This window comes from Gibbsiella dentisursi (assembly GCF_039539505.1).
GTDB lineage: Bacteria > Pseudomonadota > Gammaproteobacteria > Enterobacterales > Enterobacteriaceae > Gibbsiella > Gibbsiella quercinecans.
Genome location: NZ_BAABDG010000002.1, coordinates 1,311,860 through 1,338,100 on the forward strand (window position 1 = coordinate 1,311,860; position 26,241 = coordinate 1,338,100).

At 56.1% G+C, this 26,241-nt stretch carries 23 protein-coding genes, 2 tRNA genes and 1 pseudogene; 10 read left to right on the forward strand and 16 right to left on the reverse strand.

Annotation, left to right across the window (positions count from 1 at the left end; translation table 11 throughout):
• Positions 1-121: 121 nt before the first annotated feature.
• Positions 122-901, forward strand: coding sequence for an acetoin reductase (locus ABFX35_RS06360; protein ID WP_346079903.1), 780 nt, complete (start codon positions 122-124; stop codon positions 899-901).
• A 9-nt stretch (positions 902-910) separates the two neighbouring features.
• Here the strand turns inward: ABFX35_RS06360 and ABFX35_RS06365 are convergent, their stop codons facing one another.
• From ABFX35_RS06365 to ABFX35_RS06390, 6 genes are all read right to left on the reverse strand, one after another.
• Positions 911-1,696: a lipoyl protein ligase domain-containing protein gene (locus ABFX35_RS06365; protein ID WP_095844695.1), complete on the reverse strand. Its 786-nt coding sequence runs from the start codon at positions 1,694-1,696 to the stop codon at positions 911-913.
• Positions 1,697-1,714: 18 nt separating this feature from the next.
• Positions 1,715-2,836 (reverse strand): acetoin dehydrogenase dihydrolipoyllysine-residue acetyltransferase subunit, encoded by a 1,122-nt coding sequence (locus tag ABFX35_RS06370; protein ID WP_346079905.1) that lies wholly within the window; start codon positions 2,834-2,836, stop codon positions 1,715-1,717.
• Positions 2,836-3,855: an alpha-ketoacid dehydrogenase subunit beta gene (locus ABFX35_RS06375; RefSeq protein ID WP_095844693.1), complete on the reverse strand. Its 1,020-nt coding sequence runs from the start codon at positions 3,853-3,855 to the stop codon at positions 2,836-2,838. The genes ABFX35_RS06370 and ABFX35_RS06375 overlap by 1 nt, the downstream gene beginning before the upstream one ends.
• A 29-nt stretch (positions 3,856-3,884) precedes the next feature.
• Entirely contained in the window at positions 3,885-4,889 is a 1,005-nt protein-coding gene (locus ABFX35_RS06380; RefSeq protein ID WP_279027619.1) for a thiamine pyrophosphate-dependent dehydrogenase E1 component subunit alpha, read from the reverse strand.
• A 26-nt stretch (positions 4,890-4,915) separates the two neighbouring features.
• Positions 4,916-5,995 carry an ATP-NAD kinase family protein gene (locus ABFX35_RS06385; protein ID WP_346079908.1) on the reverse strand — a complete coding sequence of 360 codons (1,080 nt, stop codon included), beginning with the start codon at positions 5,993-5,995 and terminating at the stop codon, positions 4,916-4,918.
• 143 nt (positions 5,996-6,138) lie between these two features.
• Positions 6,139-8,109: a sigma-54-dependent Fis family transcriptional regulator gene (locus ABFX35_RS06390; RefSeq protein ID WP_346079910.1), complete on the reverse strand. Its 1,971-nt coding sequence runs from the start codon at positions 8,107-8,109 to the stop codon at positions 6,139-6,141.
• A gap of 671 nt (positions 8,110-8,780) precedes the next feature.
• Between ABFX35_RS06390 and ABFX35_RS06395 the strand changes: the two genes are divergently transcribed.
• A tRNA-Cys gene (locus tag ABFX35_RS06395) sits at positions 8,781-8,854 on the forward strand.
• A gap of 10 nt (positions 8,855-8,864) precedes the next feature.
• A tRNA-Leu gene (locus ABFX35_RS06400) sits at positions 8,865-8,950 on the forward strand.
• 203 nt (positions 8,951-9,153) lie between these two features.
• Here the strand turns inward: ABFX35_RS06400 and ABFX35_RS06405 are convergent.
• A complete protein-coding gene (locus tag ABFX35_RS06405; RefSeq protein ID WP_279027612.1) occupies positions 9,154-9,819 on the reverse strand; it encodes a ClpP family protease in 666 nt (221 codons plus the stop codon).
• 293 nt (positions 9,820-10,112) lie between these two features.
• Positions 10,113-10,361 (reverse strand): CsbD family protein, encoded by a 249-nt coding sequence (locus ABFX35_RS06410; protein WP_095844688.1) that lies wholly within the window; start codon positions 10,359-10,361, stop codon positions 10,113-10,115.
• A gap of 181 nt (positions 10,362-10,542) precedes the next feature.
• Between ABFX35_RS06410 and ABFX35_RS06415 the strand changes: the two genes are divergently transcribed.
• On the forward strand, positions 10,543-10,881 hold the full coding sequence (locus tag ABFX35_RS06415; RefSeq protein ID WP_346079913.1) for a cupin domain-containing protein: 339 nt from the start codon (positions 10,543-10,545) through the stop codon (positions 10,879-10,881).
• A 71-nt stretch (positions 10,882-10,952) separates the two neighbouring features.
• Here ABFX35_RS06415 and proP read toward each other — a convergent pair whose 3' ends face one another.
• A complete protein-coding gene (gene proP, locus ABFX35_RS06420; RefSeq protein WP_279027609.1) occupies positions 10,953-12,476 on the reverse strand; it encodes a glycine betaine/L-proline transporter ProP in 1,524 nt (507 codons plus the stop codon).
• A gap of 408 nt (positions 12,477-12,884) precedes the next feature.
• Between proP and ABFX35_RS06425 the strand changes: the two genes are divergently transcribed.
• The 3 genes from ABFX35_RS06425 (at position 12,885) to ABFX35_RS06435 (ending at position 14,068) form a co-directional block, all read left to right on the forward strand.
• Positions 12,885-13,184 carry a hypothetical protein gene (locus ABFX35_RS06425; protein ID WP_279027607.1) on the forward strand — a complete coding sequence of 100 codons (300 nt, stop codon included), beginning with the start codon at positions 12,885-12,887 and terminating at the stop codon, positions 13,182-13,184.
• A gap of 174 nt (positions 13,185-13,358) precedes the next feature.
• The gene (locus tag ABFX35_RS06430; protein WP_346079916.1) at positions 13,359-13,865 is read left to right on the forward strand and encodes a YlaC family protein; all 507 of its coding nucleotides are present in this window, start codon (positions 13,359-13,361) and stop codon (positions 13,863-13,865) included.
• A gap of 71 nt (positions 13,866-13,936) precedes the next feature.
• Complete coding sequence (locus tag ABFX35_RS06435) at positions 13,937-14,068, forward strand: hypothetical protein (RefSeq protein ID WP_257790439.1); 132 nt, start codon at positions 13,937-13,939, stop codon at positions 14,066-14,068.
• A gap of 179 nt (positions 14,069-14,247) precedes the next feature.
• On the opposite strand, the gene ABFX35_RS06440 is transcribed toward ABFX35_RS06435, so the two are convergent.
• Positions 14,248-14,472, reverse strand: coding sequence for a hypothetical protein (locus tag ABFX35_RS06440; protein WP_095844683.1), 225 nt, complete (start codon positions 14,470-14,472; stop codon positions 14,248-14,250).
• Positions 14,473-14,754: 282 nt separating this feature from the next.
• Positions 14,755-15,909, reverse strand: coding sequence for a glucans biosynthesis protein MdoC (mdoC, locus tag ABFX35_RS06445; protein WP_346079918.1), 1,155 nt, complete (start codon positions 15,907-15,909; stop codon positions 14,755-14,757).
• 296 nt (positions 15,910-16,205) lie between these two features.
• Between mdoC and ABFX35_RS06450 the strand changes: the two genes are divergently transcribed.
• From ABFX35_RS06450 to ABFX35_RS06460, 3 genes are all read left to right on the forward strand, one after another.
• Positions 16,206-17,738, forward strand: coding sequence for a glucan biosynthesis protein G (locus ABFX35_RS06450; protein ID WP_279026955.1), 1,533 nt, complete (start codon positions 16,206-16,208; stop codon positions 17,736-17,738).
• Positions 17,731-20,289 (forward strand): glucans biosynthesis glucosyltransferase MdoH, encoded by a 2,559-nt coding sequence (mdoH, locus tag ABFX35_RS06455; protein ID WP_279026954.1) that lies wholly within the window; start codon positions 17,731-17,733, stop codon positions 20,287-20,289. Before ABFX35_RS06450 ends, mdoH begins: the two co-directional genes overlap by 8 nt.
• Before the next feature lie 157 nt (positions 20,290-20,446).
• On the forward strand, positions 20,447-20,692 hold the full coding sequence (locus ABFX35_RS06460) for a YceK/YidQ family lipoprotein (protein WP_279026953.1): 246 nt from the start codon (positions 20,447-20,449) through the stop codon (positions 20,690-20,692).
• Between the two features lie 54 nt (positions 20,693-20,746).
• Here ABFX35_RS06460 and ABFX35_RS06465 read toward each other — a convergent pair whose 3' ends face one another.
• The 5 genes and pseudogenes from ABFX35_RS06465 to ABFX35_RS06485 form a co-directional block, all read right to left on the reverse strand.
• On the reverse strand, positions 20,747-21,118 hold the full coding sequence (locus tag ABFX35_RS06465; RefSeq protein WP_121554371.1) for a MysB family protein: 372 nt from the start codon (positions 21,116-21,118) through the stop codon (positions 20,747-20,749).
• 209 nt (positions 21,119-21,327) lie between these two features.
• Positions 21,328-22,856: pseudogene (locus ABFX35_RS06470) on the reverse strand (peptide MFS transporter).
• 446 nt (positions 22,857-23,302) lie between these two features.
• Complete coding sequence (gene mdtG, locus ABFX35_RS06475) at positions 23,303-24,544, reverse strand: multidrug efflux MFS transporter MdtG (RefSeq protein WP_346079920.1); 1,242 nt, start codon at positions 24,542-24,544, stop codon at positions 23,303-23,305.
• 191 nt (positions 24,545-24,735) lie between these two features.
• Positions 24,736-25,020, reverse strand: a complete 285-nt coding sequence (locus ABFX35_RS06480; RefSeq protein ID WP_279026950.1) for a YciI family protein — start codon at positions 25,018-25,020, stop codon at positions 24,736-24,738.
• Between the two features lie 125 nt (positions 25,021-25,145).
• Positions 25,146-26,066, reverse strand: coding sequence for a Kdo(2)-lipid IV(A) acyltransferase (locus tag ABFX35_RS06485; protein ID WP_279026948.1), 921 nt, complete (start codon positions 26,064-26,066; stop codon positions 25,146-25,148).
• Positions 26,067-26,241: the final 175 nt, after the last annotated feature.

Here is a 26,241-nt window from a genome sequence, read left to right on the forward strand (position 1 = left end):
TAGCCCTCGCTGCGGGCTGCATTACCTATGCTTAATCATAAGCGCTATTGATGTGCGCACCGCCGCCGGCGGTGCCTGATGTGTTGTTGGATGTCGAAACTCAAATCAGGAGGTTGTTCAAGTGAAATTACAACAGAAAGTGGCTTTGGTTACGGGTGGTGCACAAGGGATTGGCCGGGCCATCGCCCTGCGGTTGGCAACTGACGGCGCCAATATCGCCCTGGTGGACCTTAATGAAGAAAAATTGGCGCAAGTTGCCGGCGAAATCCGGGCTTTAGGGCGTGAAGCCACAACCTTTGTTGCCGATATCAGCCGCCGTGACGAGGTGTATGCCGCCATCGAACATGCCGCAGGTGAACTGGGTGGGTTTGATATCATGGTGAACAATGCCGGCATCGCGCAGGTTAACCCACTGGCCGATGTCAGCGAAGCCGAAGTGGCGCGCATTTTCAGTATCAACGTTAACGGCGTGCTGTGGGGCATTCAGGCCGCGGCGGCTAAATTCAAGGCGCTGGGGCATAAGGGCAAAATCATCAGCGCCTCTTCCATCGCCGGGCATGAAGGCTTCGCTATGCTCGGGGTGTATTCCGCCACCAAGTTTGCCGTGCGCGCACTCACGCAGGCGGCGGCCAAAGAATATGCCAGCGCGGGCATTACGGTGAATGCTTATTGCCCGGGGGTGGTCGGCACCGATATGTGGGTTGAGATCGACCAGCGTTTTGCCGATCTGACCGGCACGCCGGTGGGCGAAACCTATAAGAAATTCGTCGACGGTATTGCGCTCGGCCGCGCGCAAACGCCAGAGGACGTGGCCGCACTGGTGACGTTCCTCGCCAGTGAAGATTCGGATTACATCACCGGCCAGTCGATCCTGACCGACGGCGGGCTGGTTTACCGTTAAAACAAGGCGCTAGCGGGTGGCAAACGGCGCTGCCCGCTGGCGCACACTTTCCCCCAGCGCCGTGCTTACCTGCTGGCATAACGCCTGCTGCCGTTCGGGGCCGGCATTCATCAACGCCGCCATATCCACGGTTTTCGCCGCATCGTAATGGCGGCCGCTGCCAATCTGCTGTTCAAACGAATTCGCCCACTGATGCACCCGTGGCAAATCCACCGCCACCAGCAGCACCGCGTGCGCCAGCACGATGTGGCGCCGGGCTTGGCCGTCCGTCTGGCCGGGCAGTGGCTGCCAGTACTGTGCCGTGCCAGCGATCTTGCGCGCATCGTCAGGGTTGCCGCAGGCCAGGTTAAAGCGGCCATCGCAAAAGGAGCCGCTCACCGCCTGAAAGCGGCTGGCAATGCCGAATGTTTGCAGCGTGTCGCGCAGTATTTCGCACAGATGCAGGTAAACCGGCGTTGCCGCGTCCCCCAGGCTTTGTTGCAGCGGATAGGCCAGGCTAAGATTGATGATGCCCGGCCCCTGCGGCACCAGGCCGCCGCCGGATTTGCGCAGGAACACCGGGCAACCCTGAGCGCTAAAGCGTTGGCGCACCTGTTCCAGGGGCGCATGGCGTGTGTAAGTTCGCGGGGCGACCAGCGCTTGCGGCGCCTGCCAGATTTTCGCCACCGCCGTGCCCGCCGCGGCATAGCCAAACAGCTCGTCCTCGGCGGTTGTCGGATCGTCGCAGTGCTGTAATTGGTTGTGTAACCAGTGAAACAGGCCGCAACGCGCGGTTGCGGCCGATGTGTGCGGCATGTGTTCACCATCCAGCGGTTAAACGGCGCCCAGATGCTGCTGCAGTAGCGAGTTAACTTCCGCGGCCTTTTCCATCTGCGGCATATGGCCGGCAGCGCTGAGGATTTCCACCTGGGCATGCGCCGGCGCCTGTTGTGCGTGTTGAACAGGGATAATCTGATCTTCCGCGCCCCAAATCAACAGCAGCGGTATGCCGGCATCATGCAACTGCAGGCCCGGCAGCGTGCTTTGCTCGCCTCCGGCAAACAGGCTATTTTGCAGGGCCGTGAGTGCATCGTCCACGCCATCCAGCCGTTTGTACCTGAGCAGATCGTCGAGCATTTGCCGGCTGACCAGGGCGGGATCGGCAAACAGCAACTCAACCACCGGTTTCAACTCCCTGCGCGCCTGGGCGTTGATAAAGCCTTCGATATAGCGCTGATTGATCTCCTGGCCGAAGCCGGCGCTGCCGATCAGCGCCAGTGAGCGCACGCGCCCAGGTTGGCGCAGCGCCAGTTCGGCGGCGACAGCGCCGCCCAGTGAGTGGCCGATCAGGTGGGCGGCAGGCAGCGAGAGAACATCCATAAAGGCGGCGATGAAATCCGCCAGATCGCTCAAGCGGGCGCCCGGCAACGGGGTGGCGGATTGCCCGTGCCCGGGCAGATCGAGCGCCACCACCCGGTAACGTTCGGCCAGCGCGTCCAGATTGAACAGCCAGTTGTCCAGATCGCCGCCGAAGCCGTGGATAAACAGCACGGTTTCTTCGCCGGCGCCGCGGCTGGTGTAGCGAATTTGCAGGCCGTCCACCGTCAGCCAGGCGGTGCTTGCCTGCTCGTCTTCGTTCTCTTCGTCGCTGTCGGCCGGGGTTTCCCAGGCGCTGATAAAGGCATCTATCTCCGCTTCGCTAATCGCTGGCGGTGCCAGCACGCCCAGCAGAGCTTTCACCGGCAGAATATCGCCCGCTTGTGCGACCTTGCGCCGCAGGATACCGGCATCGGTGGCTTCAACCGCGTTGGCAATTTTATCGGTTTCCACATTCAGAATTGCCATGCCCGGCGCGATCTCGCTGCCTTCCTCAACCAGCCACTCATTGACTGTGCCTTCACGCATCGACAGCCCCCACTTGGGCATAACAACGGGAATAATGGTGTTATCGCTCATCAGTGTGCCCCCTTATGGCCGAGCGTGCGTTGTACGGCGCTGATAATGCTGTCTACGCTTGGCAGATAGCGGTCTTCCAGCGCGGGCGAGAAGGGGACGGGGGTATGGGGCGCGCTGATCATCTGCGGCGGCGCTTTCAGCGCGCCGAACGCATGCTGCACCACTTGGGCGATAATATCGGTGGCAATGTTGCAGCGGGGGTGCGCTTCATCCACCACGACCAGGCGGCCGGTGTTTTCTACCGTTTCGATAACGGTGTCGAGATCCAGCGGTGACAGCGAACGCAAATCAACCACCTCCACGCTGATGCCCTGTTTCGCCAACTGCGCCGCGGCGTCGAGAGCGCGGTGCACCATCAGCCCGTAGCTGATGATGGAGACATCGCTGCCGTCGCGCACGATGCTGGCTTCGCCAAACGGGATGGCATACGGCTTTTCGGGCACATCGCCTTCGATGCCGTACAGGTTTTTGTGCTCGCAGAAGATCACCGGATCGTTATCGCGGATGGCCTGGATCAGCAGCCCCTTGGTATCGTATGGGGTGCTGGGGCAGACGACCTTCAACCCGGGAATATGGGTAAACAGCGGCGTCAACATTTGGGAGTGCTGTGCGGCGGCGCGGAAGCCGGCGCCGACCATCGCGCGGATCACCACCGGCGTTTGCGCCTTGCCGCCGAACATATAGCGGAACTTGGCGGCCTGGTTGAAGATTTGATCGAAACAGACGCCCATGAAATCGATAAACATCAGTTCGGCGATCGGGCGCATACCGCAGGCCGCGGCGCCGATGGCTGCGCCGACGTAGGCCGATTCCGATAGCGGGGTGTCCAGCAGGCGATCGCCATGCTTGGCGTATAGCCCTTTAGTGACACCCAGCACGCCGCCCCAGGCGTCTTTTTCCCCGTCGGCGCCCATTCCACCGACGATATCCTCACCGAGCATAATCACACTGGGATCGCGTGCCATTTCCTGGTCTATCGCTTCATTGATGGCGAGCTTCATACTAAGTTTACGAGCCATGTCCATTCTCCTTTCGGGTGAAGTTGTCGCTAGTAGCTGACATAAACGTCGGTTAACAAATCATCGGCGCTGGGTTCGGGCGCGGCTTTGGCTTCTTGTACCGCCTGCTCGATCAGCGCCGCCACTTCGCGGTCGATGGCCTGGAACTCATCAAGATGAATGACGCCGCTTTGTTGCACATGATTGATAAAGTGCTTCAGGCAGTCTTGGTGTTCGCGGATCGATTCCAGTTCGTCCGGGGCGCGGTAGGTTTGCGCGTCCCCTTCAAAATGCCCGTAGAAGCGCACCATTTTGCATTCGAGCAGCGCGGGGCCGCCGCCGGCGCGGGCATGGCGGATCAGTTCGCCGGCGGTTTCATAGACGGCGAAAAAGTCGGTGCCATCGACGGTCACGCCGGGGATGCCAAAGCCGGCGGCGCGATCGACATAGCTGTCTACCGCGGTGGCATACTGGCGCGAGGTGGCTTCGGCGTAGCCGTTGTTTTCAATTACGAACAGAACCGGCAGGTTCCAGACCGCGGCCAGGTTCAGGCTTTCGAGAAACGTGCCCTGGTTGGCGGCGCCGTCGCCGGCGAAGGTAATGCCGATTTCACCCTTGCCGCGGAATTTGGCCGCCAGCGCCGCGCCGCACACCAGCGGCGCGCCCGCCCCCAAAATGCCGTTGGCGCCCATCATGCCTTTGCTCAGATCGGCGATGTGCATTGAGCCGCCCTTGCCGTTACAGGCACCGCCGGTTTTACCGTAGATTTCTTTCATCATGGCGATAACGTCGACGCCTTTGGCAATGCAGTGCCCGTGCCCGCGGTGGGTGCTGGCGATGCGATCGCCATCGGTGAGGTGGGATAAAATGCCGACCGCCGTCGCCTCCTCGCCGGCGTATAGATGAACAAAGCCGGGAATATCGCCGCGTGAAAAATCGACGTGTAGCCGTTCTTCAAAATCACGGATGGTGCGCATACTGCGATAGGCGCTCAGCAAAGCTTCGCGGGTGAGCGGCAGGGAAGCAGAGTGTGGATTGTTATCGGTATTGTTCATAGCCATCTCCAGACAGTGAGTGGTGATTAAAGTAGGCCGCCGCTACCACTGGTGGCGGCCCGCAATAATTGGTTTTCCGCGGCGCAATGCAGGCAGGCGTTGATATCGAGTGAGCGAAAAGCGTGCTCGCACAGCGTGATCTGCACACTGTCCTGCGGGCCGAACGTTATTTCGCGTTCGCCATCCAGGGCGATGACGCCCTGGCGCAGGTGTGGGGTGCTGGCGGCGCCGTGTTCGATGCGTTGCCAACGGGCGATAGGGATGCGCTGTACCAGTCCTGGCGCCAGCGGTGCCAGTAGCGTGCCGCCGCCGTTGCCGAAAGTAACCCCCAGCCCGCCGGGCGTATGGCGGCCGATCGGCATCAATAAGCCGCCGATAGAAGACAGGCCCACGGTATGGGGTTCGGCAAAGCACAGGTAGAGCTGTGACAACTGTTCGGGGCGCCACACCGAGCGGGCGCCGACAAACCGCTCGGCCAGGATGGCTGCGTCAACAATGGCAATATCCTGGCGGGCATGTGGGCGGCCGACATTGATGGCGATATCCAGCCGTTTGTTCCATTGAAGCGCCTGCGCGCCGGGGACTTTACCATTGGCATACAGCCCCACCGCCAGCCCAACGATGGTGGGTTCGCGCAGTTCCGGCCAGGCGTTATTGGTGCCGGTGGAGATACCGACGATCGGCACCGTGCCGCATGCTTTTGCTACCGCCCGATGGGTGCCGTCGCCGCCAAGCACCACGATGACGCGGGCGCCGTCGGCCTGCATCATGCGTGCCGCCTGCACGCTATCGTTAACCGTGGCGCTGACGCTAAGCGGTAGCCAGCTTAGTTGTGGAAGGGGAATATCGTGACGCTGTGCCAGCATACGGGTCAGGATCGCCTGTAGCCCTTCACGATCCGGCATCATGCGCACATCGGCGATGCCCGCGGCGCCCAGCGCCGCCAGCAGCCGAAAAATCAGGTTGGCGCGTTCGGCCAACGTCAGGCTGCCGGCATGGCCGACCACACGGCGGATATCACGGGCCGAAACCGGATTGGCGATAATGCCAACCCAGGGGGCGGGTACGGCACGGCGGCGAATGAAGCTATTTGCAGGATCAGACATGGGAGCGCCTCTCGTCATCAACTCAAATCGCTATCGCAAATTCCGGGCCAGGTTTTATTGTGATTTAAAATCAGCGTGTTATTGGTTTTTTTCGACGGTTGCCGGCGAGTGTGATACAGGTGTCACCGGCCAATTGAGACAGATCAGCAGCGGGTATCGGTTTGGTTTGGCGAGCGGATCCCCAAGCGCTGCATGCGGCGGTAAAGCGTCATGCGGCTGATCCCCAGTTGGCGGGCGACCGCGCTATGGTTCCACTGCGCCGCCCGCAGGTGCTGTATCAGCGCCTGGCCTTCGGGGCAGGTGGCGGAGGTGGTAGTGTTTGGGCGGGCCGGCGTAGCCGTTTCGGCAGGCGGTGCTGCGGCCGGCTGTTGCAGTTCTTCGGGCAGATCATCGGGGTGAATACAGGCGTTTTCGCAGATGGCGCAGGCGTATTCCAGCGCATTGCGCAGTTCGCGCAGGTTGCCCGGCCAGCGGTGGCGGTGCAGGTGCGCCCTGGCTTTGGCGGTGAGCGTGCAACGCTTGCCCGCCAGCATATTGTCGATCAGCCAGTCCAGATCGCTGCGCTCACGCAATGGCGGCAGGCTGATACGAGCGCCAAGCAGGCGGTAATAGAGATCCTCACGGAATGCGCCTGCGGCGATCAGCCGTTCCAGCGACCGGTGGGAAGCAGAGATGACCCGGATATCAACCGGTATCGGGCGGGTGGCGCCCACCGGCAACACTTCGCGCTCCGCCAGCACGCGCAGCAGGCGCGTCTGCATTTCCAGCGGCATATCGCCAATTTCATCCAGGAATAGGCTGCCGCCATCGGCTTCCTGAATGAGCCCGCGGCGTGGTTTATTACCGGCGCCGGAAAAGCTGCCCGGCATGGCGCCGAACAGTTCGCTTTCAATCAGCGAGGGCGGGATCGCCGCGCAGTTAACGGCGATAAACGGCCGCTGGCAGCGGTTGCCCGCCTGGTGTAACGCCCGGGCAAAGAACTCCTTGCCACAGCCGGTTTCGCCGTGGATAAACAGGTTCACCGGGGTATTCACCAGCTTCATTGCGCGCTGTAGCTGCACCTGTAACGCCGGATCGCCGCCGCTGATGGCTTTTAACGGGGTGGGCAAGATGGCTGATGCGCCCGCCATACGCCGGCCGCGGCGGTTGATCGGCTGTTGGGCGGTAACGAATAGCGTGTTATCGCTGTTCGCCAGATTAATGGTGCATGGCCGCAGGCCCTCGGTATGCAGGTAGTTCGGCAGTTTATCGAAGCTGGCGTTGAAAACCTGCTCAAAGCGCAGCCCTAACAGCGGGCTGGCCGCATGCTGCGTTGGCGCCGGCAGGCCAAGTTCATTTTGCAACAGGCGCAAGGCCGGGTGGTTATGCCCCACGATTTTACCGCCGGCGTCAAAGGCCAGCAGATAGTCCGGGTTGACGTTAACTAACGGGTATGACGCGCTAAGCTTGAGCATCCAGTCGCCGCGGTGCAGGTGTTCAAAATAGGCGTTTTCAATCTGGCTGGCATAAATGCGGGCGATTTGCAGCGCTAACTGCTGGCTGGATTTGGGCTGTGGCGAGTTAAGTGCGGAGATATCCAATATCGCGTGCAGTTGCCCTTGCGGATCGAACAGCGGGACGGCGGTACAGGTCAGCGGGATGTGAGTGGCGTCGAAGTGATCGCCCTGGTGCACCGTGAGCGCTTCACCGGTTGCCAGGGCGGTGCCTACGGCGCATGTGCCGGCACAGGCCTCTGACCATTCGGCGCCTAGGAATAGCCCGGCGCGCCGCAGGCTGATTTCAGCATTGGCGTCGCCCAGATAATCAACGGTAATGCCTTTGGCGTTATTCAGCAGCACCACATAGCCCGCCGGTGCAATGTGTTGAAACAGGCGCTCCATGCCCTGATGGGCGATACGCCTGAACTCTTCCAGGTTTTCCTGGTGTTCGCGCAGTTCGTGCCAGGTGAGGATGCGCGCGTCTTGCATGCGGCTGGGATCAAGCCCGTGATCGTTAACGCAGCGTTGCCAGGAATCGCGGATAAGCCGATCGTAGCTCTGCAGGGTGGCTGAGGCGGGGGTTCCGTTAATGGTTTCGACTACCGTGTCAATGTGGTCGCGCTGGTGTTGATTCACAGTCGTGTACTCCTGAATTGACATTTTGCTCAAAGCCCAGAAACGGTTAGCAAGACGAACAGTCCTTGGTGGCTGCTCTTTATCTATTTTTTATTAACAATAAATTAACATTGCGAGTATTGCAGATGGCCGCCGTTTTTTCTGTGATCGAATGCAAAAGGCGGCTATTGAACTGGGGGGCAGGGCGTTACGCCGGGCTTTCCGCCTGACGCAATCAGGTAAGCGGATGCTACGATTAACCGCGTGCGCGGGGCTGGTGAAGCACTCCGTGCAGGCTGTGTGGGGCGTTTCGGCCGGTAAATCGCAGTTTGACGCCAAAACCAGCACAATACTAAAGCAATAGGTTAGTAGCAGGGTGGGAAAGCATAGTTTTTTTGGCGGCTTTTCAAGCGCTAAGTGAATGTTGTATGATAAAATTTGTGCATTAAGTTCAATTGTTCAACGGATTTTAACGCCTTTGAGGCAATTGTAACCAGTTGAGCCAGGAAGGGGCAGAAAGGGCTTGCCATGCACCACGAACCGGTACATAATAGCGACCATTCCTGAAACGGAACGGACAAAAAATCATTTAAATCAAATGGTTAGGCGTTAAAGTTCTTAGCCGAATGTCCTAAGAGAATCACATTAAAGCGGGTTGTACCGGCTTTAAGCCGAAAGGCAAACAGAATTACGGCGCGTTAACAAAGCGGTTATGTAGCGGATTGCAAATCCGTCTAGTCCGGTTCGACTCCGGAACGCGCCTCCAATTTTCCCGAGCCCGGGTGGTGGAATCGGTAGACACAAGGGATTTAAAATCCCTCGGCTTATGGCTGTGCGGGTTCAAGTCCCGCTCCGGGTACCAGGGAATAAAAGCTTATTAAAATCATAACGATGTAAGCAATGTTTGAACCGCCGCAAGGCGGTTTTTTTATGCCTGGAATTTGGCGTGCCGGCCCTGTTGACGGCGTTCAGTTAACGGCTTTCTTCAATGAAGATACCGGGGCCGGTTCTCGGCCCAGGCTGGCAGCCGCCGTGCTTTATCGCCATTATGGGTTGCTAACCGAACTAGTTTCCCTTGCCGCTAATGAAGTAGCTGACATCATAGCGTTCCTTTTCTTTTATCCCTTTGGTAACAAGGCCATACTCTGTGGCTTTCACAACGTCAGGCATCAGCCTGTTGTTTTCGGCCGACAGGATGTTTTTTATCTGGGAGGCTGGGAGCCGGGTGCAACTGCGATAGATATCGAAAAATAACTGGTTATACATATCGTTCTGTTCAGCCAGTAATCTTGCTTCGTCTGGTTTGACGTAGTCTTTACCAATATTTGCCGCGGCTGATGGGTGAAGAAGAAAATGCGAGAGCGGGGTTGCATAGCGCGCATCAGCCGCACAATAGATCATGGTGGCGGCAGAGCCCGTCATGGCGGCATTAACGGTTTCAAGCTTTATCGGTGAATTTTTGAGCGCGGCGTAAATCGTATAGCCGGCATCCATGTCGCCGCCACTGCTGTTAATGTAGAGCACCACTTTCTCTGCGTGTGGGAAGGTATCGGCGATCTCGGTTACCGCGGCAATAATATTGATCGCACTCTCATCGTTTACTTCCCCCGAAAAATAAATGCCGGCGGTTTTTACCTCGGTGTTTTTAATCTCGTCTTTTTTCGTGACGATGGTCCCGGCGGTTGCCAAATGAGCAACCAATAAAGCTCCAGCGATCATTATTCTAATCATAATAATTTCCTTTTAGTTTAAATTTCCATGATATTCATGAAGATAGATATACCTTCTATATATTATCTTTGTTGAATAGTTCAATCTATACTAATAGTCTGTAATTATTGCATTGGCGCGAGGGTGCTAAAATGGCGTGATGGGCGGGCTGTATTGGGCAGCACTTGCCATGCGCAGGCACACACGCTGAGATGGAATGTCTTTTGGAACGTTTGGCTCGGGAGGGCACGGCGGCGGAGGCAGGAAAAAGAATACCAACCAGCTTGCGCTGGTCGGCATGTTCACATTAGCGGTTATTTACGGCCAAGCAGGTAGCCAAACACGATGCCCACAGCGGCTGCAATAGCAACGCCGGCCAGCGGATTTGATTCAACCTGGCCTCTGACGGTGTCTGCAGCATCACGGGCCGCATAGCTGGCCTGAGAAACGTATTTACGTGCAGCGCCTTTAACCTGATGCTCGGGTGAGTCGGTGGCATCGCCGTAAGCTTCCTGGGCCGCACCTGCGGCTTCTTTTACTTTATCTTCTGCTTTCCCAAACATATCTACTCCTTGGTTTTGTTGTAAAAGTCAGAATAAAGCGTAGCAAACTCTGGGGGCAATGCGCGTTATTTCACAATAATCCTAAAAAAAGTAGCCCTGCCGCTGGAGCAAGATTTTTGGCTGTGGCGCTTATCCCGTGACGCAGCAAAGGACAGGATGTAATCAGATTAGAGGATAGTTAATGAGTGAAAATACAGCAGGTTTTGTTACACCGCCGGCGCATATCAATTTTTTAGCGAAAAAACTGTTTGCCGAATGCGGCAATGTGATCGACGGGGCTGTCGCTTATCTGGCACCGGGCGGGGGTGGCCCCACGACCGCGCATACCCATTCTCACGCACATTTATTTATTGTTGTCAGTGGCAAAGCGAAGATCGTCGCGGGGGATGAGGCGTTTGTTATCGGCCCGAATGAGGCGAAAATAATTACAGGCAGTATCCCGCATTCCGTGTGGAATGCTGCTGAGACAACGACGGTGATGATAGGGATTTCATTGGCAGGCGAGAAGCAGAACGAATAAGCCCCGCTAACGGTGGGGAGGGTTAGCGGGGCGGCGGCCTTACCCCGCAAAGGGATAAGGCCCAGTTGCGATCAGTCCAGTTTCGGGTGCTGGTCGATCAACGTCTGTTTTTTCTTCTCCAGCGCGTTGATTTGTTCTTGCAGGTCGGCCAGTTCATCGTTGATGTTATCAACTTTCTGCTCGATATTGTCGTAGGTCTCCTGCAGCAGCTCTTTGGCTTCAGAGCGGTCAGAAGCCGCCGGCGTTGCACCGCGCAGGGGTTTGTTGGCCGTTTCCTTCATATACAGGCCGGTGATCAGACCCACGATCGCCACGACCATCAGATAGTAAGCCGGCATATACAGGTTGCCGCTGGATTCCACCAGCCAGGCCGCAATGGTCGGTGTTGCGCCGGCAACCAGTACGGAGATGTTAAAGGAAATCGCCAGCGCACTGTAGCGAATGTGCGTCGGGAACATCGCCGGCAAGGTAGAGGCCATCACGCCGGTAAACGAGTTCAGTAATACCGCCAACACCAACAGGCCCACAAAGATCAGCCCGACAACATCGCTGTTGATCAGCATAAAGCAGGGCACGGCCAGGAACAGCATACCGATGCTGCCGCCGATAACGAACGGCTTACGGCCGATGCGGTCACTGGTCAGGCCGATCAGCGGCTGTATAAACAGCATGCCGAGCATGATGGCGATAATAATCAGCACGCCGTGGCTTTCTGAATAGTTCAGGTTATGCGACAGGTAGCTCGGCATGTAGGTCAGCAGCATGTAGTAGGTAACGTTGGTCGAGATCACCAGCCCCATGCACACCAGCAGATTTTTCCAGTTTTTGTTGGCGATTTCGCGGAAAGAGGTCTTTGGCGGGTTCTCGATCGCTTCGCGGTCGCCTTTATCCATATTGTCGACGTGTTGTTGGAACGCCGGGGTTTCTTCCAGCGCATGGCGCAGATACAGGCCGATAATGCCCAACGGCGCAGCCAGGAAGAACGGCAGGCGCCAGCCCCATTCAAGGAATTTGGCTTCGCCGATGATGCTGGAAATCAGCACCACCACGCCGGCACCAAGCACAAAGCCGGCGATGGAACCGAAATCAAGCCAACTGCCCATGAAGCCGCGTTTTCTGTCCGGTGAGTACTCGGCCACAAAGATTGCCGCGCCGGAGTATTCCCCGCCCACGGAAAAGCCCTGCGCCAGTTTGGCCAGCAGCAACAGAATAGGTGCCCAGATGCCGATCGAGGCATAAGACGGTATCAGCCCGATACAAAAGGTACTGACGGCCATGATGATGATTGTGATCGACAACACCTTCTGGCGCCCAAATTTATCCCCCAAACGGCCAAAGAATACGCCGCCGAGCGGGCGAACCAGGAAGGGAACAGAGAAGGTGGCAAGTGCGGCGATCATCTGCACGCCGGGTGAGGCGCTGGGGAAGAACACTTGCCCAAGAGCATAGGCAACAAAACCATAAACACCAAAATCAAACCATTCGACGGCGTTACCCAGTGCGGCAGCGGTGATGGCTTTTTTTAGTTTGCTGTCGTCAATAATTGTTATGTCATTGATATTTAGCGGTGTGTGGCGTTTTTTTCTTAACTTCATTAACTCATCCCTTAAAAAATTATTCGGTGCGAAAACGCACTCTCCCTTTATGCTGTGAGAAGCATAAACATCAGTATATATAATATTAATGTAGTGTATTGGAGAGCCAGCGATTTAGTGAAATCGGCTGTGGAAATCGCATGTTTTGAATCTATTCTCCAGGTTTATCGCTATGCGTTGGATAATTATTTTATGCATATAGCTTAACGTTATATCAAGATGAGATCAAATGGGGTGGGTTGCATTAACTTTTCTTGTGTTGCGGTCGGCCAGCTTACGGCCGCAAACCCCCTGGGTTTGGCTGCGTTTCCCTCCGCGGCGAATGTGGCCGGCGGCAGGCTGTTTCCCGGTGGTTTGCTAAACTTGTTATTAAGATACAATTTTCTGTCGGGCCAAAGTGAGGTCGCTATGTCTGAACACGATCAACTGCAACAGCTTATGCAACGCGTGGCAGCATTGGAGGCCAGAGAGAAGTCACTGACCGCCGCCTCAAGCGTTTATCAGACGGTTATCACCACCATCCTTGCGAATCTGGACAAAACCACCCGCGATAATATTATCGCCACCATCGATCAGGCCTATGACATTGCCTATGTGCGCGCCATCCACAGCCGCGATACGTTGCAGCAGCAGAAAATCAAACAGGCTGATGATATCGCACAGCGCATCTTCACTTTTGCCCAGGGGGATGCTGCCTCAAAGGAATAACGGCTGCCAGGCGTTCTCTCCGCCGTGTATGCCCCCGAACGCAGCAACGCATCACCGTTGCCGCGTTGGCGTGGCACAATGGTTCTACCCGGCAAAAGGGGACTTATGTTAATTTAGGGGCCGATAATCAAAACAATCGTCATTCCCTGCATAACCATCGCTAAGGTTGTACCCATGGACCCACTCAAAGAGATCCTGAACGAAGAAATCGACCGCATTAACAAGCGTGAGGGGCGCGATGGCAAACCGCGTTTCAACAGCAAGTTTGCCCGCGAGCATCGCTATTTGTGCCTGGCAATGTTCGCCGGTTACTTTGCGGTGATTGCCGTCATGTACCCGGTGCCTTATATGGGGCTGCTTTCGTTTTTGATGTTTACCGCCTTCGTGCTGTTTATGTTTGCCATGCTGCTGCTGGAGATCAAACCGCGCTACCGCTTTGAAGATATCGGCGTGCTCGATCTGCGCGTTTGCTATAACGGTGAATGGTACTTTACGCGTGCGCTGTCGCCGGCGGCGGTAGAGGCGTTGTTGAGCCATCCCGGCATTAGCCCGGTATTGAAAGAACGCGTGCGGGAAATCATCGCCAACAAAGGTGAAGTTGATTTTTACGACGTATACGATCTGGCCTATGGCAAAAAATTGCACGAACGCGTCGCGCCCACGGCGGCAGCGCTGAACTGAACGTTTTCGCCGGCGGCATTGTCGCTTATACTTGAAGGCTGCGTTCGTTGAGTAAGAGTGAGGATGTTGTAATGAGTGATGATATCTTTGATTTTGATATCGATGCCGAATTAGCCGCGGCTGAAAAGAAAGCGGCCGAGCAGGCGAATGCACTGCCTGAAGCCGTTGAAGACGAAGCGGACTGCGAAAGCTGCAAGATCTAACGCTGCCAAAAGCAGCAATAAGCAGTAATAAAAAGTAGCAACACCCTGTGAGCTGAACGCTGGCAGGGTGTTTTTTTTATTCGTATGGCCGGGTTTGGCATCCCGCAATAGTTGGTGAGCGCCCCGGTGGGGTGAAACCATTAACCCCGGCTGGGGTTTAATGGTTTGTGCTGGCGGGCTTAGTGATCGAGGGATTGCAGGGCGCGCTTGATAAGCTCGCTGGCAAGCTTTCTTTCGGCTTCAGAAACGCCATCAAGATTAAAATTGGAAAGGTCGTTTACCAGCACGCTGCGATCTTTTCCGCTGATGGACGCATCCAGCGCTGAAAGCAGGCGGCCAAGTATCTTCAGCAGTGTCGCATTTACCGGTTCAGCTTCCTGCACCGTTTTATCTTGGTCAGTCATCAAAAATCCTCTCTGTCGTGACGGAAGGGGCACCGGCTAACCGGCCCAACCCTCAGGGTTCAATGAGCCCAATCGCTACCGTGAGGCAGGGATATGGATTTCCACTTATGCAATGCAGTTATAACAACTCACTACAATATACTCCAGCACCAATTTGGCGCAATGTGAGGTTGCGGGTTGAACAATCTGTGCGCAATATGCGTAAAGTATGGTGCAATTCCCTGCGCCGTGGTGAGGTTTTTTTACCCGTGAGCGGCTCTGGTGAGCCGCGGGCGCCATGCGCTATTGCGGGAGCCTGTCTCTGGGTGATTGCGGTTTGCCAGAAAAGAGAAAGCGCAACAACGGAATGCGTTTATGCAGTTCGTATAACGTAAAAGCCAGGGTAAACACGAACACCAGGCCACATAGAAAACCCAGAAGGTTATTGCTGATATAGGGGGTAATAAATGCGCCATATATCAGCGTCAAAGGATGGTGCACCAGATAAATAAACAGTGACGCATTAACCAGATAGGTGACGCGCGGGGAATGGTAATTGAGCAGCGTATGGCCAAATGAGAATACGACGTTAGTCATCAGGATACCGAGGACGGATTTGATCAGAATATCCAGATCGAACATATAGTCACTTTGGGCCAACAACGACTGATTGAGCATATACGCCGCCACCAGCGCCAGCGAGCCCAGCGCCGCAGGCAGACAAGGCTTGAGGAAAATTTCTTTTAGCCACACATACTTGAAGGCGTAGGCGCCCAGGATGAAGAACGGCAGATAAAACAGCGTTTCCATCACTACAAAATTGAACAGGCCGTTAGATAATAATTTAGGGTCAAAATTTAAAATTAAACGATGCGCGGCTATATATAATAAAGCATATAAACTAAAAAGCAGTGAGATACTTCCTAAACTTATTTTTTTATTTTCGGTGGCGGTATCTTCTTGCTCTTTGGTTGGGAGCATAAAGCGGAAAAGATAAAAACACGCGCAGGTGAGCAAAGAGAGTGTTAATAAAAACCACAGATGAGAAATCAACTCCCAGACACCGGCATTTATTTTTTGATAAAACGAAAATGTATCCCAGCCGTCCAGTTTATTTGTAAAATATTTTAACATGAAGAACTGCGGCAATGTGATTAACGGAATAGAGCTCAACATCGGGATCGCCACCCGCTCCAGGCGTACCTTGAGCCACTTGTGGCGTTCGTAGCGGCCAAACAGCATGAAGGAGAAGTAGCCGGATATCACGAAGAACACCTGCATGCGGAAGGCGTGGATGAAGTCGTTCAACACCGTCAGTGAAAAGGAGGGGGTGGCGCTGTTGACGGCCCAACTGTGGCTGGAGTAAATCAGAGAAAGATGAAAAGGGATGCCGAGCAGCATCAAATACGCCCGGATAGAATCGAGGAAAAACTCGCGTTGGTTGTGGCTTGTTGTCATAGGATACCGCTGATGGTTTTTTATTGAATGGTGATTAATCGGTTTATTAAGTCAGCATATGTTAAATCATCGTGCAAACCCTACTATAGCCATTCGCATTTTTCCATAGCGTCTTTCTTCAGGGCTTGCTACGCTGGTGTTTCATCAGTTGCTTAAACTCTGAACCATAAACATGAACGATCCATTTATCATGTTGTCGGAAAGCTGAATAATCCATTAATATGGTTTTTAATGATTTGAGCACACGAATAGGGGGGGATGTGCTAGTTAATATATTATCCAGGCAACCACGTGCGATGACCGCGCGTTGGTTAGGCGTTACCGTATTGTTCTCACTGTTTACCTCGCAGGCATGGGCATTTTCCATTGATGATGTGGCCAAACAGGCGCAAGATCTGGCGGGGAAAGGTTTCGAAACGCCGAAGAGCAACCTTCCTTCTCAGTTCCGTGAAATGAAGTTCGCGGACTATCAAAAGATCCAGTTCAATCACGACAAAGCCTATTGGAACCAGCTTCAAACCCCATTTAAGCTTGAGTTCTACCATCAAGGGATGTACTTCGATACGCCGGTCAAAATCAACGAAGTGACCGCAACCAGCGTGAAGGAGATCAAGTACAACCCGGATTTCTTCAACTTTGGCGACGTGAAACACGATCCGGAATCGGTAAAAAACCTCGGCTTCGCCGGGTTTAAAGTGCTGTATCCGATCAACAGCGAAGACAAAAATGATGAGATCATGAGCGTGCTGGGCGCCAGCTATTTCCGCGTCGTGGGGGCAGGGCAGGTTTATGGCCTTTCTGCGCGCGGCTTGGCGATCGACACCGCCCTCCCTTCCGGCGAAGAGTTCCCGCGTTTCCGCGAGTTCTGGATCGAACGGCCGAAACCGGGTGATAAGCACCTGGTGATTTACGCGCTGCTTGATTCCCCGCGTGCAACCGGCGCTTACCGCTTTATCGTTTATCCAGGGCGTGATACCACGGTCGATGTCGAGTCCAAAGTCTTCCTGCGCGACAAAGTGGGTAAACTGGGCATCGCACCGCTGACCAGCATGTTCCTGTTTGGGCCGAACCAACCGTCGCCGACCTTGAACTACCGTCGTGCGCTGCACGATTCCAACGGTCTGTCGATTCATGCCGGCAACGGCGAGTGGATTTGGCGCCCGCTGAACAATCCGAAGCACCTGTCGGTCAGCACTTATACGATCGAAAATCCGAAAGGCTTCGGCCTGCTGCAACGTGGCCGCAACTTCAAAGATTATGAAGATCTTGATGATCGTTACGATCTGCGCCCAAGCGCATGGATTGAGCCGCGCGGTGACTGGGGCAAGGGCAAGGTGGAACTGGTCGAGATCCCAACGGCTGATGAAACCAACGATAACATCGTCGCCTTCTGGACGCCGGATGTGCTGCCGGATACCAAAACGCCGCTGGCGTTGCGCTACCGCTTGCACTTTACCCGCGACGAAGACAAGCTGCATTCGCCGGATATCGCCTATGTCAGCCAAACGATGCGGTCAACCGGCGATGTTCGCCAGTCCAATCTGATCCGTGAACCGGACGGCAGTGTGGCTTTCCTGATCGACTTCGTTGGTCCGGTGCTGAAAGGGCTGGATCAGAATACGCCGGTAGCTTCACAGGTGAGCATTGGCGATAATGGTGAAATGGTTGAAAACAACATCCGCTATAATCCGGTCACCAAAGGCTGGCGCTTAACGTTACGGGTGAAAGTGAAAGATGACAAAAAACCTGTAGAAATGCGCGCCGCGCTGGTTAACGGTGACACGGTATTGTCGGAAACCTGGAGCTATCAGCTACCTGCCAATGAATAAGTCAACTCAAACTGCCCAGGAATATCTTGCGGCAATGCCCCTGACCGCGGAGCGGTCAGGGCAGCTCAATGCGCAGTCAACTGCCGGCGATGATGCGTTTGATACGCTTCACCGCCAGTTGGGCGCGGCTGACGCCAATGCTGCCACATTGCCCGCGGATGACGTGGCGCTGGCTTCGGTTAAACCGCGTATCGAGAGCGCCTGGCCGGATGCGGTCAGCGAAGCGGATTTTTCCGCCGATGCGGAAGGGCGCTCTGTCCTGAAGGCAACGCCGCCGATCAAGCGCACCAGCATGTTTCCCGATGCATGGCGCACTAACCCGATAGCGCGCTTTTGGGATACGCTGCGTGGGCGCTCGCCGCACAGCCGCCATGCCAACAAGGAAGAGGCCGACGCTGAAAACCGCTGGCGTGCCGCAGGCTCCATGCGCCGTTACGTTCTGCTGGTGCTGATGCTGGTGCAAACCGGTATCGCCACCTGGTATATGAAAACCATTCTGCCGTATCAGGGCTGGGCATTAATCGATCCGATCGCCATGTTGGACCAGGATCTGATGCAGTCGGTGCTGCAACTGCTGCCGTATGTGCTGCAGACCGGGATCCTGATCCTGTTCGCCATCTTGTTCTGCTGGGTTTCAGCCGGCTTCTGGACGGCGCTGATGGGCTTCCTGCAACTGTTGATCGGCAAGGATAAATACAGCATATCATCGACCATCAAAGGCGATGAGCCGATCGATCCTGCGCACCGCACGGCGCTGATTATGCCGATTTGTAATGAGGACGTGGAGCGGGTGTTCGCCGGCTTGCGCGCCACTTATGAGTCTGTGGCGGCGACCGGGCAGCTTGATCACTTCGACGTGTATATCCTGAGCGACAGTTACGATCCGGATATCTGCGTGGCGGAACAGAAGGCATGGCTGGAGCTGTGCCGCGACGTGAACGGCCACGGGCGCATTTTCTATCGTCGCCGCCGTCGCCGCGTGAAGCGTAAAAGCGGCAACATCGACGACTTCTGCCGCCGCTGGGGCGGGCAGTACAGCTACATGGTGATCCTGGACGCCGACAGCGTGATGAGCGGTGAGTGCCTCACCGGCCTGGTGCGCCTGATGGAGGCAAACCCGAACGCCGGTATCATCCAGTCCGCGCCGAAAGCGTCCGGCATGGATACCCTGTACGCGCGTGCGCAGCAGTTCGCCACCCGCGTCTACGGGCCGCTGTTCACCGCGGGGCTGCATTTCTGGCAGTTGGGGGAATCGCACTACTGGGGCCACAACGCCATTATCCGGGTGAAACCGTTCATCGAGCACTGCGCTCTGGCGCCATTGCCGGGGGCGGGATCGTTCGCCGGTTCCATCCTGTCGCACGATTTCGTGGAAGCGGCATTGATGCGGCGGGCCGGGTGGGGCGTGTGGATCGCCTACGATCTGCCGGGCAGCTATGAAGAGCTGCCGCCGAACCTGCTGGATGAACTGAAACGTGACCGCCGCTGGTGTCACGGTAACCTGATGAACTTCCGCCTGTTCCTGGTCAAGGGCATGCACCCGGTGCACCGTGCGGTGTTTCTGACCGGGGTGATGTCATACCTGTCGGCGCCGCTGTGGTTTATGTTCCTGGCGCTGTCTACCGCGCTGCAGGTGGTGCATACGCTGATGGAGCCGCAGTATTTTCTGCAGCCGCGGCAGTTGTTCCCGGTGTGGCCGCAGTGGCGGCCTGAACTGGCGATAGCGCTGTTTTCCACCACCCTGGTGCTGCTGTTCCTGCCGAAGCTGCTCAGTGTGATCCTGATCTGGGCCAAGGGCGCGAAGCCCTACGGTGGCGCATTCCGCCTGTTGCTCTCTATGCTGATGGAAATGCTGTTCTCGGTGCTGCTGGCGCCGGTGCGGATGCTGTTCCACACGGTGTTTGTGGTCAGCGCTTTCCTGGGCTGGGAAGTGGTGTGGAACTCTCCGCAGCGTGACGACGACGACACCCCGTGGGGCGAAGCGTTCAAGCGCCATGGATCGCAAATGCTGTTGGGCCTGGTGTGGGCCGGCGGTATGGCCTGGCTGGATCTGCGTTTCTTGTGGTGGCTGGCGCCGATTGTGTTCTCGCTGGTGTTGTCGCCATTTGTTTCCGCGCTCTCAAGCCGGGCGACGCTGGGCATCAAGAGCAAGCGTGCCAAGCTGTTTTTGATCCCGGAAGAGTACCAGCCGCCGCGTGAGCTGGTTGCCACCGAAGAGTATCTGAAGCTGAACCGCAGCCGTGCCTTGGCCAATGGCTTTATGCACGCGGTGGTGAACCCTTCCTATAACGCATTGGCAACCGCGATGGCGACGGCCCGCCACCGCATTCGCAGCGTGATTGAAGGCAACCGCGAGCGGCGGCTTGACGAAGCGATGCAACTGGGGCCGCAAAAGCTGGATAAGGCCAAACGGCTGGAACTGCTGAGCGATCCTGTGGTGCTGGCGCGCCTGCATCAACGGGTTTGGCAGCAGCCACAGGGGGAAAGCTGGCGCAGCTATTACCAAACGTTGCCGCACAATGAACTGGCGCATCCTGCCAGCCAACGTTAAGGCTAATCGCGATGATGAAACGGGGAATACGCGCTGCGTGTTCCCCGTTTTTCATTGGGCTTTACGTTATGCTTACAGGTTGCCGATCGGTTGCTGTGGTAAACTTTGCGCAAAATGTTAACGTATGATTTAACTAATCAGGTAACGAGTTAATCCGGTGAATTTTTCGTTTTTAGCCCGTCTGGCCGTGCTGGCGGCGAGTATCACGCTGCTTTCCGGCTGTGGCAGTATTATCAGCCGCACCGTACCCGGCGCGGGGCATGGGCATCAATATTACCCTGGCGTGCAGTGGGATTTGCGTGATACGCCCTGGCGCTATATCACGGTGATAGACGTGCCGCTTTCCATGGTCGTCGATACCTTTATGTTGCCGTTCGACGCGCAGCACGGGCCGTATGAGTAAAAGGGGTAGGAGCCGGGGCGAAGCCCCGGCTTAATGCGCGTATTGGCAACGCGTTTAGCGTTCGTCCCACTCGTCAGCGGCGGTTTGGCCTTCTTCGGTATCCAGCGGCGGCTCGAGTTGGAAATCGTCTTCGCTCCATTCGTAGAGCGTGTTCTCATCCAGCCACTCTTCACGGATTTCCACTTCATCAAAGTCACCGTCGAAAATCGCTTGCGCGGCGGCACCGCTGCGGAACGTCAGACATTCCGTGGATTCGCCTTCCTCGGCAAAGAATTCCGCCTGCCACATGATATCGCCGTCTAGCATCACATAGCGCTGCAGGTTGAATTGCTGGACGGCCGGCTCGTCGGTCGTGCTTTCCGAGGATTCAATAAATTCTTCTCGTGCTGCGTCAATGGCTTCTTCTAACGTTGCATACAGGCTCATGATTTTCTCCCGGTCATGGTGCGGTTAATCCCTCTCTCTGGGTATCCCCAAAGTGTGATGACAAGCGTCAGCATTAATTGTTGTCGCCTGCGGGCAAGATGCAAATTTTTTTACCGCCAGCGTAGGGCGTTGCCCAAGGTGAGGGGGATAAAAACGAAACAGCCAGCACCGGGGCGCTGGCTGCAATGGCAACAGGATTGCCGGGGAGGTTATGCGCTGGCCTGGGTATTCGCCAGCATGCGGCGGATAGGCACGATCAGCAGGATCAGCACCCCTGCGCAAATCAGCAGCGCGATGGAACAACGCTCGAACAGCGTCGGCAGCAGCGCCAACTGATCGGCTTTGACGTTGCCGCCGATCAGGCCCGCCGCCAGGTTGCCCAGCGCGCTGGCGCAGAACCACAGGCCCATCATTTGGCCGCGCATTCTGGCCGGTGCCAGCAGGGTCATGGTTGCCAGGCCGATGGGGCTCAGGCACAGCTCGCCAAGCGTCAGCATCAGGATACTGCTGACCAGCCACAGCGGCGAAACGCCGGTGCCGTTGTTCGCCAACACTTGTTGTGCCGCCATCATCATCAGGCCAAAGCCCGCCGCGGCAAACAAAATGCCGATAACAAATTTGCTGATGCTGCTCAGATGAATCTGCTTACGCGCCATGGCCGGCCATAGCCAACTGAACAGCGGTGCGAGCAGAATGATGAACAACGCATTGATGGACTGGAACCAGACCGCCGGTATTTCAAAGCCGCCGACCATTCGGTTGGTGTAATCGTTGGCGAACAGGTTGAACGACGTTGGTTTTTGCTCAAAGGCCGACCAAAAAAACGCGGCGGAAATCAGCAGGATGAAACACACCAGCAGACGCGCGCGCTCTTCACGGTTTAACCCGGCGAAGGCGGCCAGATAGATGAAATACAGCGTCACCGCTGCGGCGATGATATAAACCAGCGTGCTGGCTACGGCGACCGGGTTAATCACGATAATGCCTTGGGCGATTAAACCAATGATGACGATCATGCCGGTGGCAATCGCCGTGACCCACGCGCCCACGCCGCTTCTTTTCGTCACCGGGCTATTCCAGGTGGAATCCAGCCCCACCTCGCGTCGTAGCGTTTCATGGCCGGCACGGCGAACAGGCGAAAAATCACCAGCGCCACCAGCATGCCAAGCCCACCGATGCCGAAGCCCCAGTGCCAGCCGTTGGTGCGGATCAGCACACCGGAAATCAACGGGGCAATAAAAGACCCCATATTGATACCCATATAGAACAACGAAAAACCACCGTCACGCCGGGCGTCATCCTGCTTGTACAGCGTGCCCACCATTACCGATATACAGGTTTTGAACAGGCCGGAACCGATCACAATCAGCGTCAGGCCAATAAAGAACAACGCGGTGCCCATAATGGCGGACAGCGCGATGGCAAGGTGGCCCAGAGCAATTAAAATCGAGCCGTACCATACGGCTTTTTGCTGGCCGAGCCAGTTATCCGCCAGCCAGCCGCCGGGCAGCGCAGCCAGGTACATGCTGCCGGCAAAGATACCGACAATCGCCGAGGCATTTTCACGCGCCAACCCCATCCCGCCTTCATAAACCGTGGCGGCCATAAACAGGATCAGTAACGGACGAATGCCATAGAACGAAAAGCGTTCCCACATTTCGGTGAAGAACAGCGGGCCCAGCGGGTAGGGGTGGCCGAAGAAAGTGCGGCCCGGTTGGTTATTGATGGAAGATGACATACCTGATTCCCGATTGCAGTGGCCGCCAAAGACGGCTTAAGAGGTGATTATGAGTATAATTTTGCAGATAGAACGCCAGGGCGGATTACCCGGCATTATCCGAACAATGGCCCGGTCACAGTGGCTATCGCAATTTTTTTTTCACTTTACCAGGCTTGCGGCCTGGCGTGATATCAATCGCCCATTTGATAAGCAAACACGGGTTTTGTCCAGAATAGCGGGGTGTTTTTTAGTGTAAAGGTCGATGAATGTCTGATTTTTCAGATTTTATGTTCGTGAGTGGGGAAAAACGTTGACGGAAGGCCGCTGGGTATGGCCGCCAGATATGTGCTGGAAAACAATGGGCTGGAACATGATGCTCGGTGCGGGCCAGTGCTGTAAGCCACATGAAAAGTGTGAAAACCAGATAAAATCCGCTGCAACAGCCCGAAGGCCAATAAATCCGATTATTGCTCGTTTTGTAGGCGATCGTCGTTATCGCTGGCCGGGCGGCGGCGTTGCAGGCACCACCAGGAATAAACCACATTGAACAACACGGTCAGCGCGGTGACCAGGAACACCGCGCGGAAACCATAGCTGGCGGATACCGCCGCGCCAAGCAGTGGCCCGCTGACGTTGCCGATATCGCGGAACGATTGGTTATAGCTGAAGATGCGGCCCGCGACCTGGTTGGTGCAGTTATAGATCAACAGCGTTTGCACTGCCGGCAACAGCGCGCCATCGGCGGCGCCCAGCAGGAAGCGCAAAATGCCCAACTGCAAAGGGGACTGCACGAACGCCATCGGGATCAGCAGCAGGACGGAAACAATCAGCATACAGATCAAAATACGTTCGGGGCCGATCTTATCCCCCAGCTTGCCAAGGCGCGGTGCGCTCATCAGAGCGGCGACGCCGGGCACAGAGGCAATCAGCCCACTGATAAAGGCCAGGTTGTTGGTATGCCCGGCCAGATCGCGCACGAATAGCGTCAGGATCGGGGCGATAGAGCCGGTTGCAACCTGGATAATCATGGTTGTTACAAACAGCCCCAGCACCAGCTTCGGGCTTTTTAACGAAGCAAACACCTGGCGTGCGTGCAGCATGTCTTTTTTCTGCACCGGGGTAAACTGTTCTTTGACAAACAGCAGCGTCAGGATAAAACAGATAAAAAGTACGCTGGCGGTAACGTAAAATACCGGCCGCAAGCCGTACTGATCGGCCAGCAGCCCACCGATCAGCGGGCCAATCAATGCGCCGCTAACGCCGCCGGTGGAGAGCGTCCCCAGCGCCCAGCCGCTGCGGTTACGCGGTACCTGGGTGGCGATCAGCGCATTGGCGTTGGGGATAAAACCGCCGAGTAGCCCGAGCAAGGCGCGCAATACCAGGAACTGCCAAATATTTTGCGCCATGCCCATCAGCACCATGACGATCGCCATGCCAAGCGCCGAACGCAGCAGCATCAGTTTGCGCCCACGCCGATCGGCCACCCCGCCCCAAAACGGCGCGGCAATCGCAGAAAACAGGAAGGTAATGCTGAACACCAGGCCGGACCACATATTCAGCGCCTGATGCCCGGTAACGCCCAGTGCTTCAACATACAGCGGCAGGAACGGCATGATCAGGCTAAACGCTGCGCCAGTCAGGAAGCAGCCTAACCAAGTGACAAATAGGTTACGTTTCCAGTTAACAGGTTCTGATGCCGAAGCCATAAATTACCGATGCAAATGAAGGAAAGCTTTGTGATCGCGAGGAGCAATAGGGCAAAGCGGGAAAAATTAGCGCGATAAGTATGCGCCTAATAGCCGCGGACATCAATTGAACGGGGGACGAGGGCATGAAAATGGGCGGCGGATCGAAAAAATACTCCCCCCACGCAGTGCAGCGTGGGGGCATACGGGCCTTACGCGTCTATCAGTGCCTCAAAACCCGTCGAGGCGGTGCTTAACGCCACGTCGGTGACCTCATAGTTGGCTACCGCGTTAAACGGATCCTCTGCCAGGATCGTATCCAACTGCGCCCGTGCCACACCTTTCACCAGAATAACCCCGCCGGTACGCGGGTTCTTGCGGCCGGAAGCGATAAACGTCCCCTGTTGGAAATACTTTTTCAGCCAGGTAATGTGGTCGGCGAGCAGCGCATCGACTTCTGCAATCGGGCGATGGTAGGTGAGGTTTACGATATACATATGGGCTCCCTGATACGGATGAGAAAGGCCATACCTTCACACGGTTTGCGGTTATTCTCAAGGGCAGCAATAAAAAACCCGCGTGAGCGGGTTTATCAACAGGCCAGGCGGTTAAAGGGTAACCGTTAGTACAACGACGCTTCCCCTTCCGGGCGGGTTTTGAAGCGGCGGTGCAGCCACATATATTGTTCCGGCGCCATCATGATTTCCTTTTCCACCACGCGGTTCATAAACGCCGCAGCATTCAGTTCGCTGTCCAGCGGGAAACCTTCCACCGCCGGTTGCATGATCAGCTCATAGCCTTTGCCATCCGGGAGCCGCCGTGGGGTGAAAGGAATGATCGCCGGTTTGCCCATGCGCACCAGCATATAGCTGCCCATGGTGGTTGCGGCCTTTTCCACGGCGAACAGCGGGGCAAACACGCTGCTGCGCGGGCCGTAGTCGTGATCCGGCGCATACCAGATGATTTCACCCTGTTTCAGGGCGCGGATCATGCCTTTAACGTCTTTGCGATCCAGCATGGATTTGTTGGAGCGCATCCGCCCCCAGGTTTGCAGCCAGTCCATCAGCTTGTTGTCGTGCGGGCGATAGACGCCGATGCCAGGGTTATAAATACCGAAAATGCGCGCGCCCAGCTCCAGCGTCAGAAAATGCAGGCCGATCAGCAATACCCCCTGGTGGTTATCGTGCGCTTTCTGAATGTGTTCAAGGCCGCGGACGGTAAACCAGCGTTTGATGCGCCAGTCGGGCCAGAACCAGGCCATACCGGTTTCGAACAACCCCATGCCGACCGAAGCAAAGTTTTGGGCGATCAGTTCTTCACGCTCAGCCTCTGGCATCTCGGGAAAGCACAGCTCCAGATTGCGTCGCGCGATGGCGACCCGGCGCTTGAGAAAGCGCATGGAGAAACGACCAAGCCGGGTCCCCAACTGATAAATAACGGGGTAAGGCAAGAGAACCAGCAGATACAGCAGGCCGATGCCAAACCAGGTTAACCAGTAACGCGGGTGCAATAACGAACGGTTAAATGAAGGGAGTTGGGTCATGTATTCTTCGCTTAGGAACGGTTGTTTTATATAAAGAACAGAATGTTAGCATGACCGGTTACCTCTGGGGCCATATCCATGCCGATGACTTTCTGCCGGTTATAGCCCGCTATTGTGGCATTTTTCTGGCGTAACAGGAAAACACACCGCATTAAAACGCCATTTTGGCCGGCGC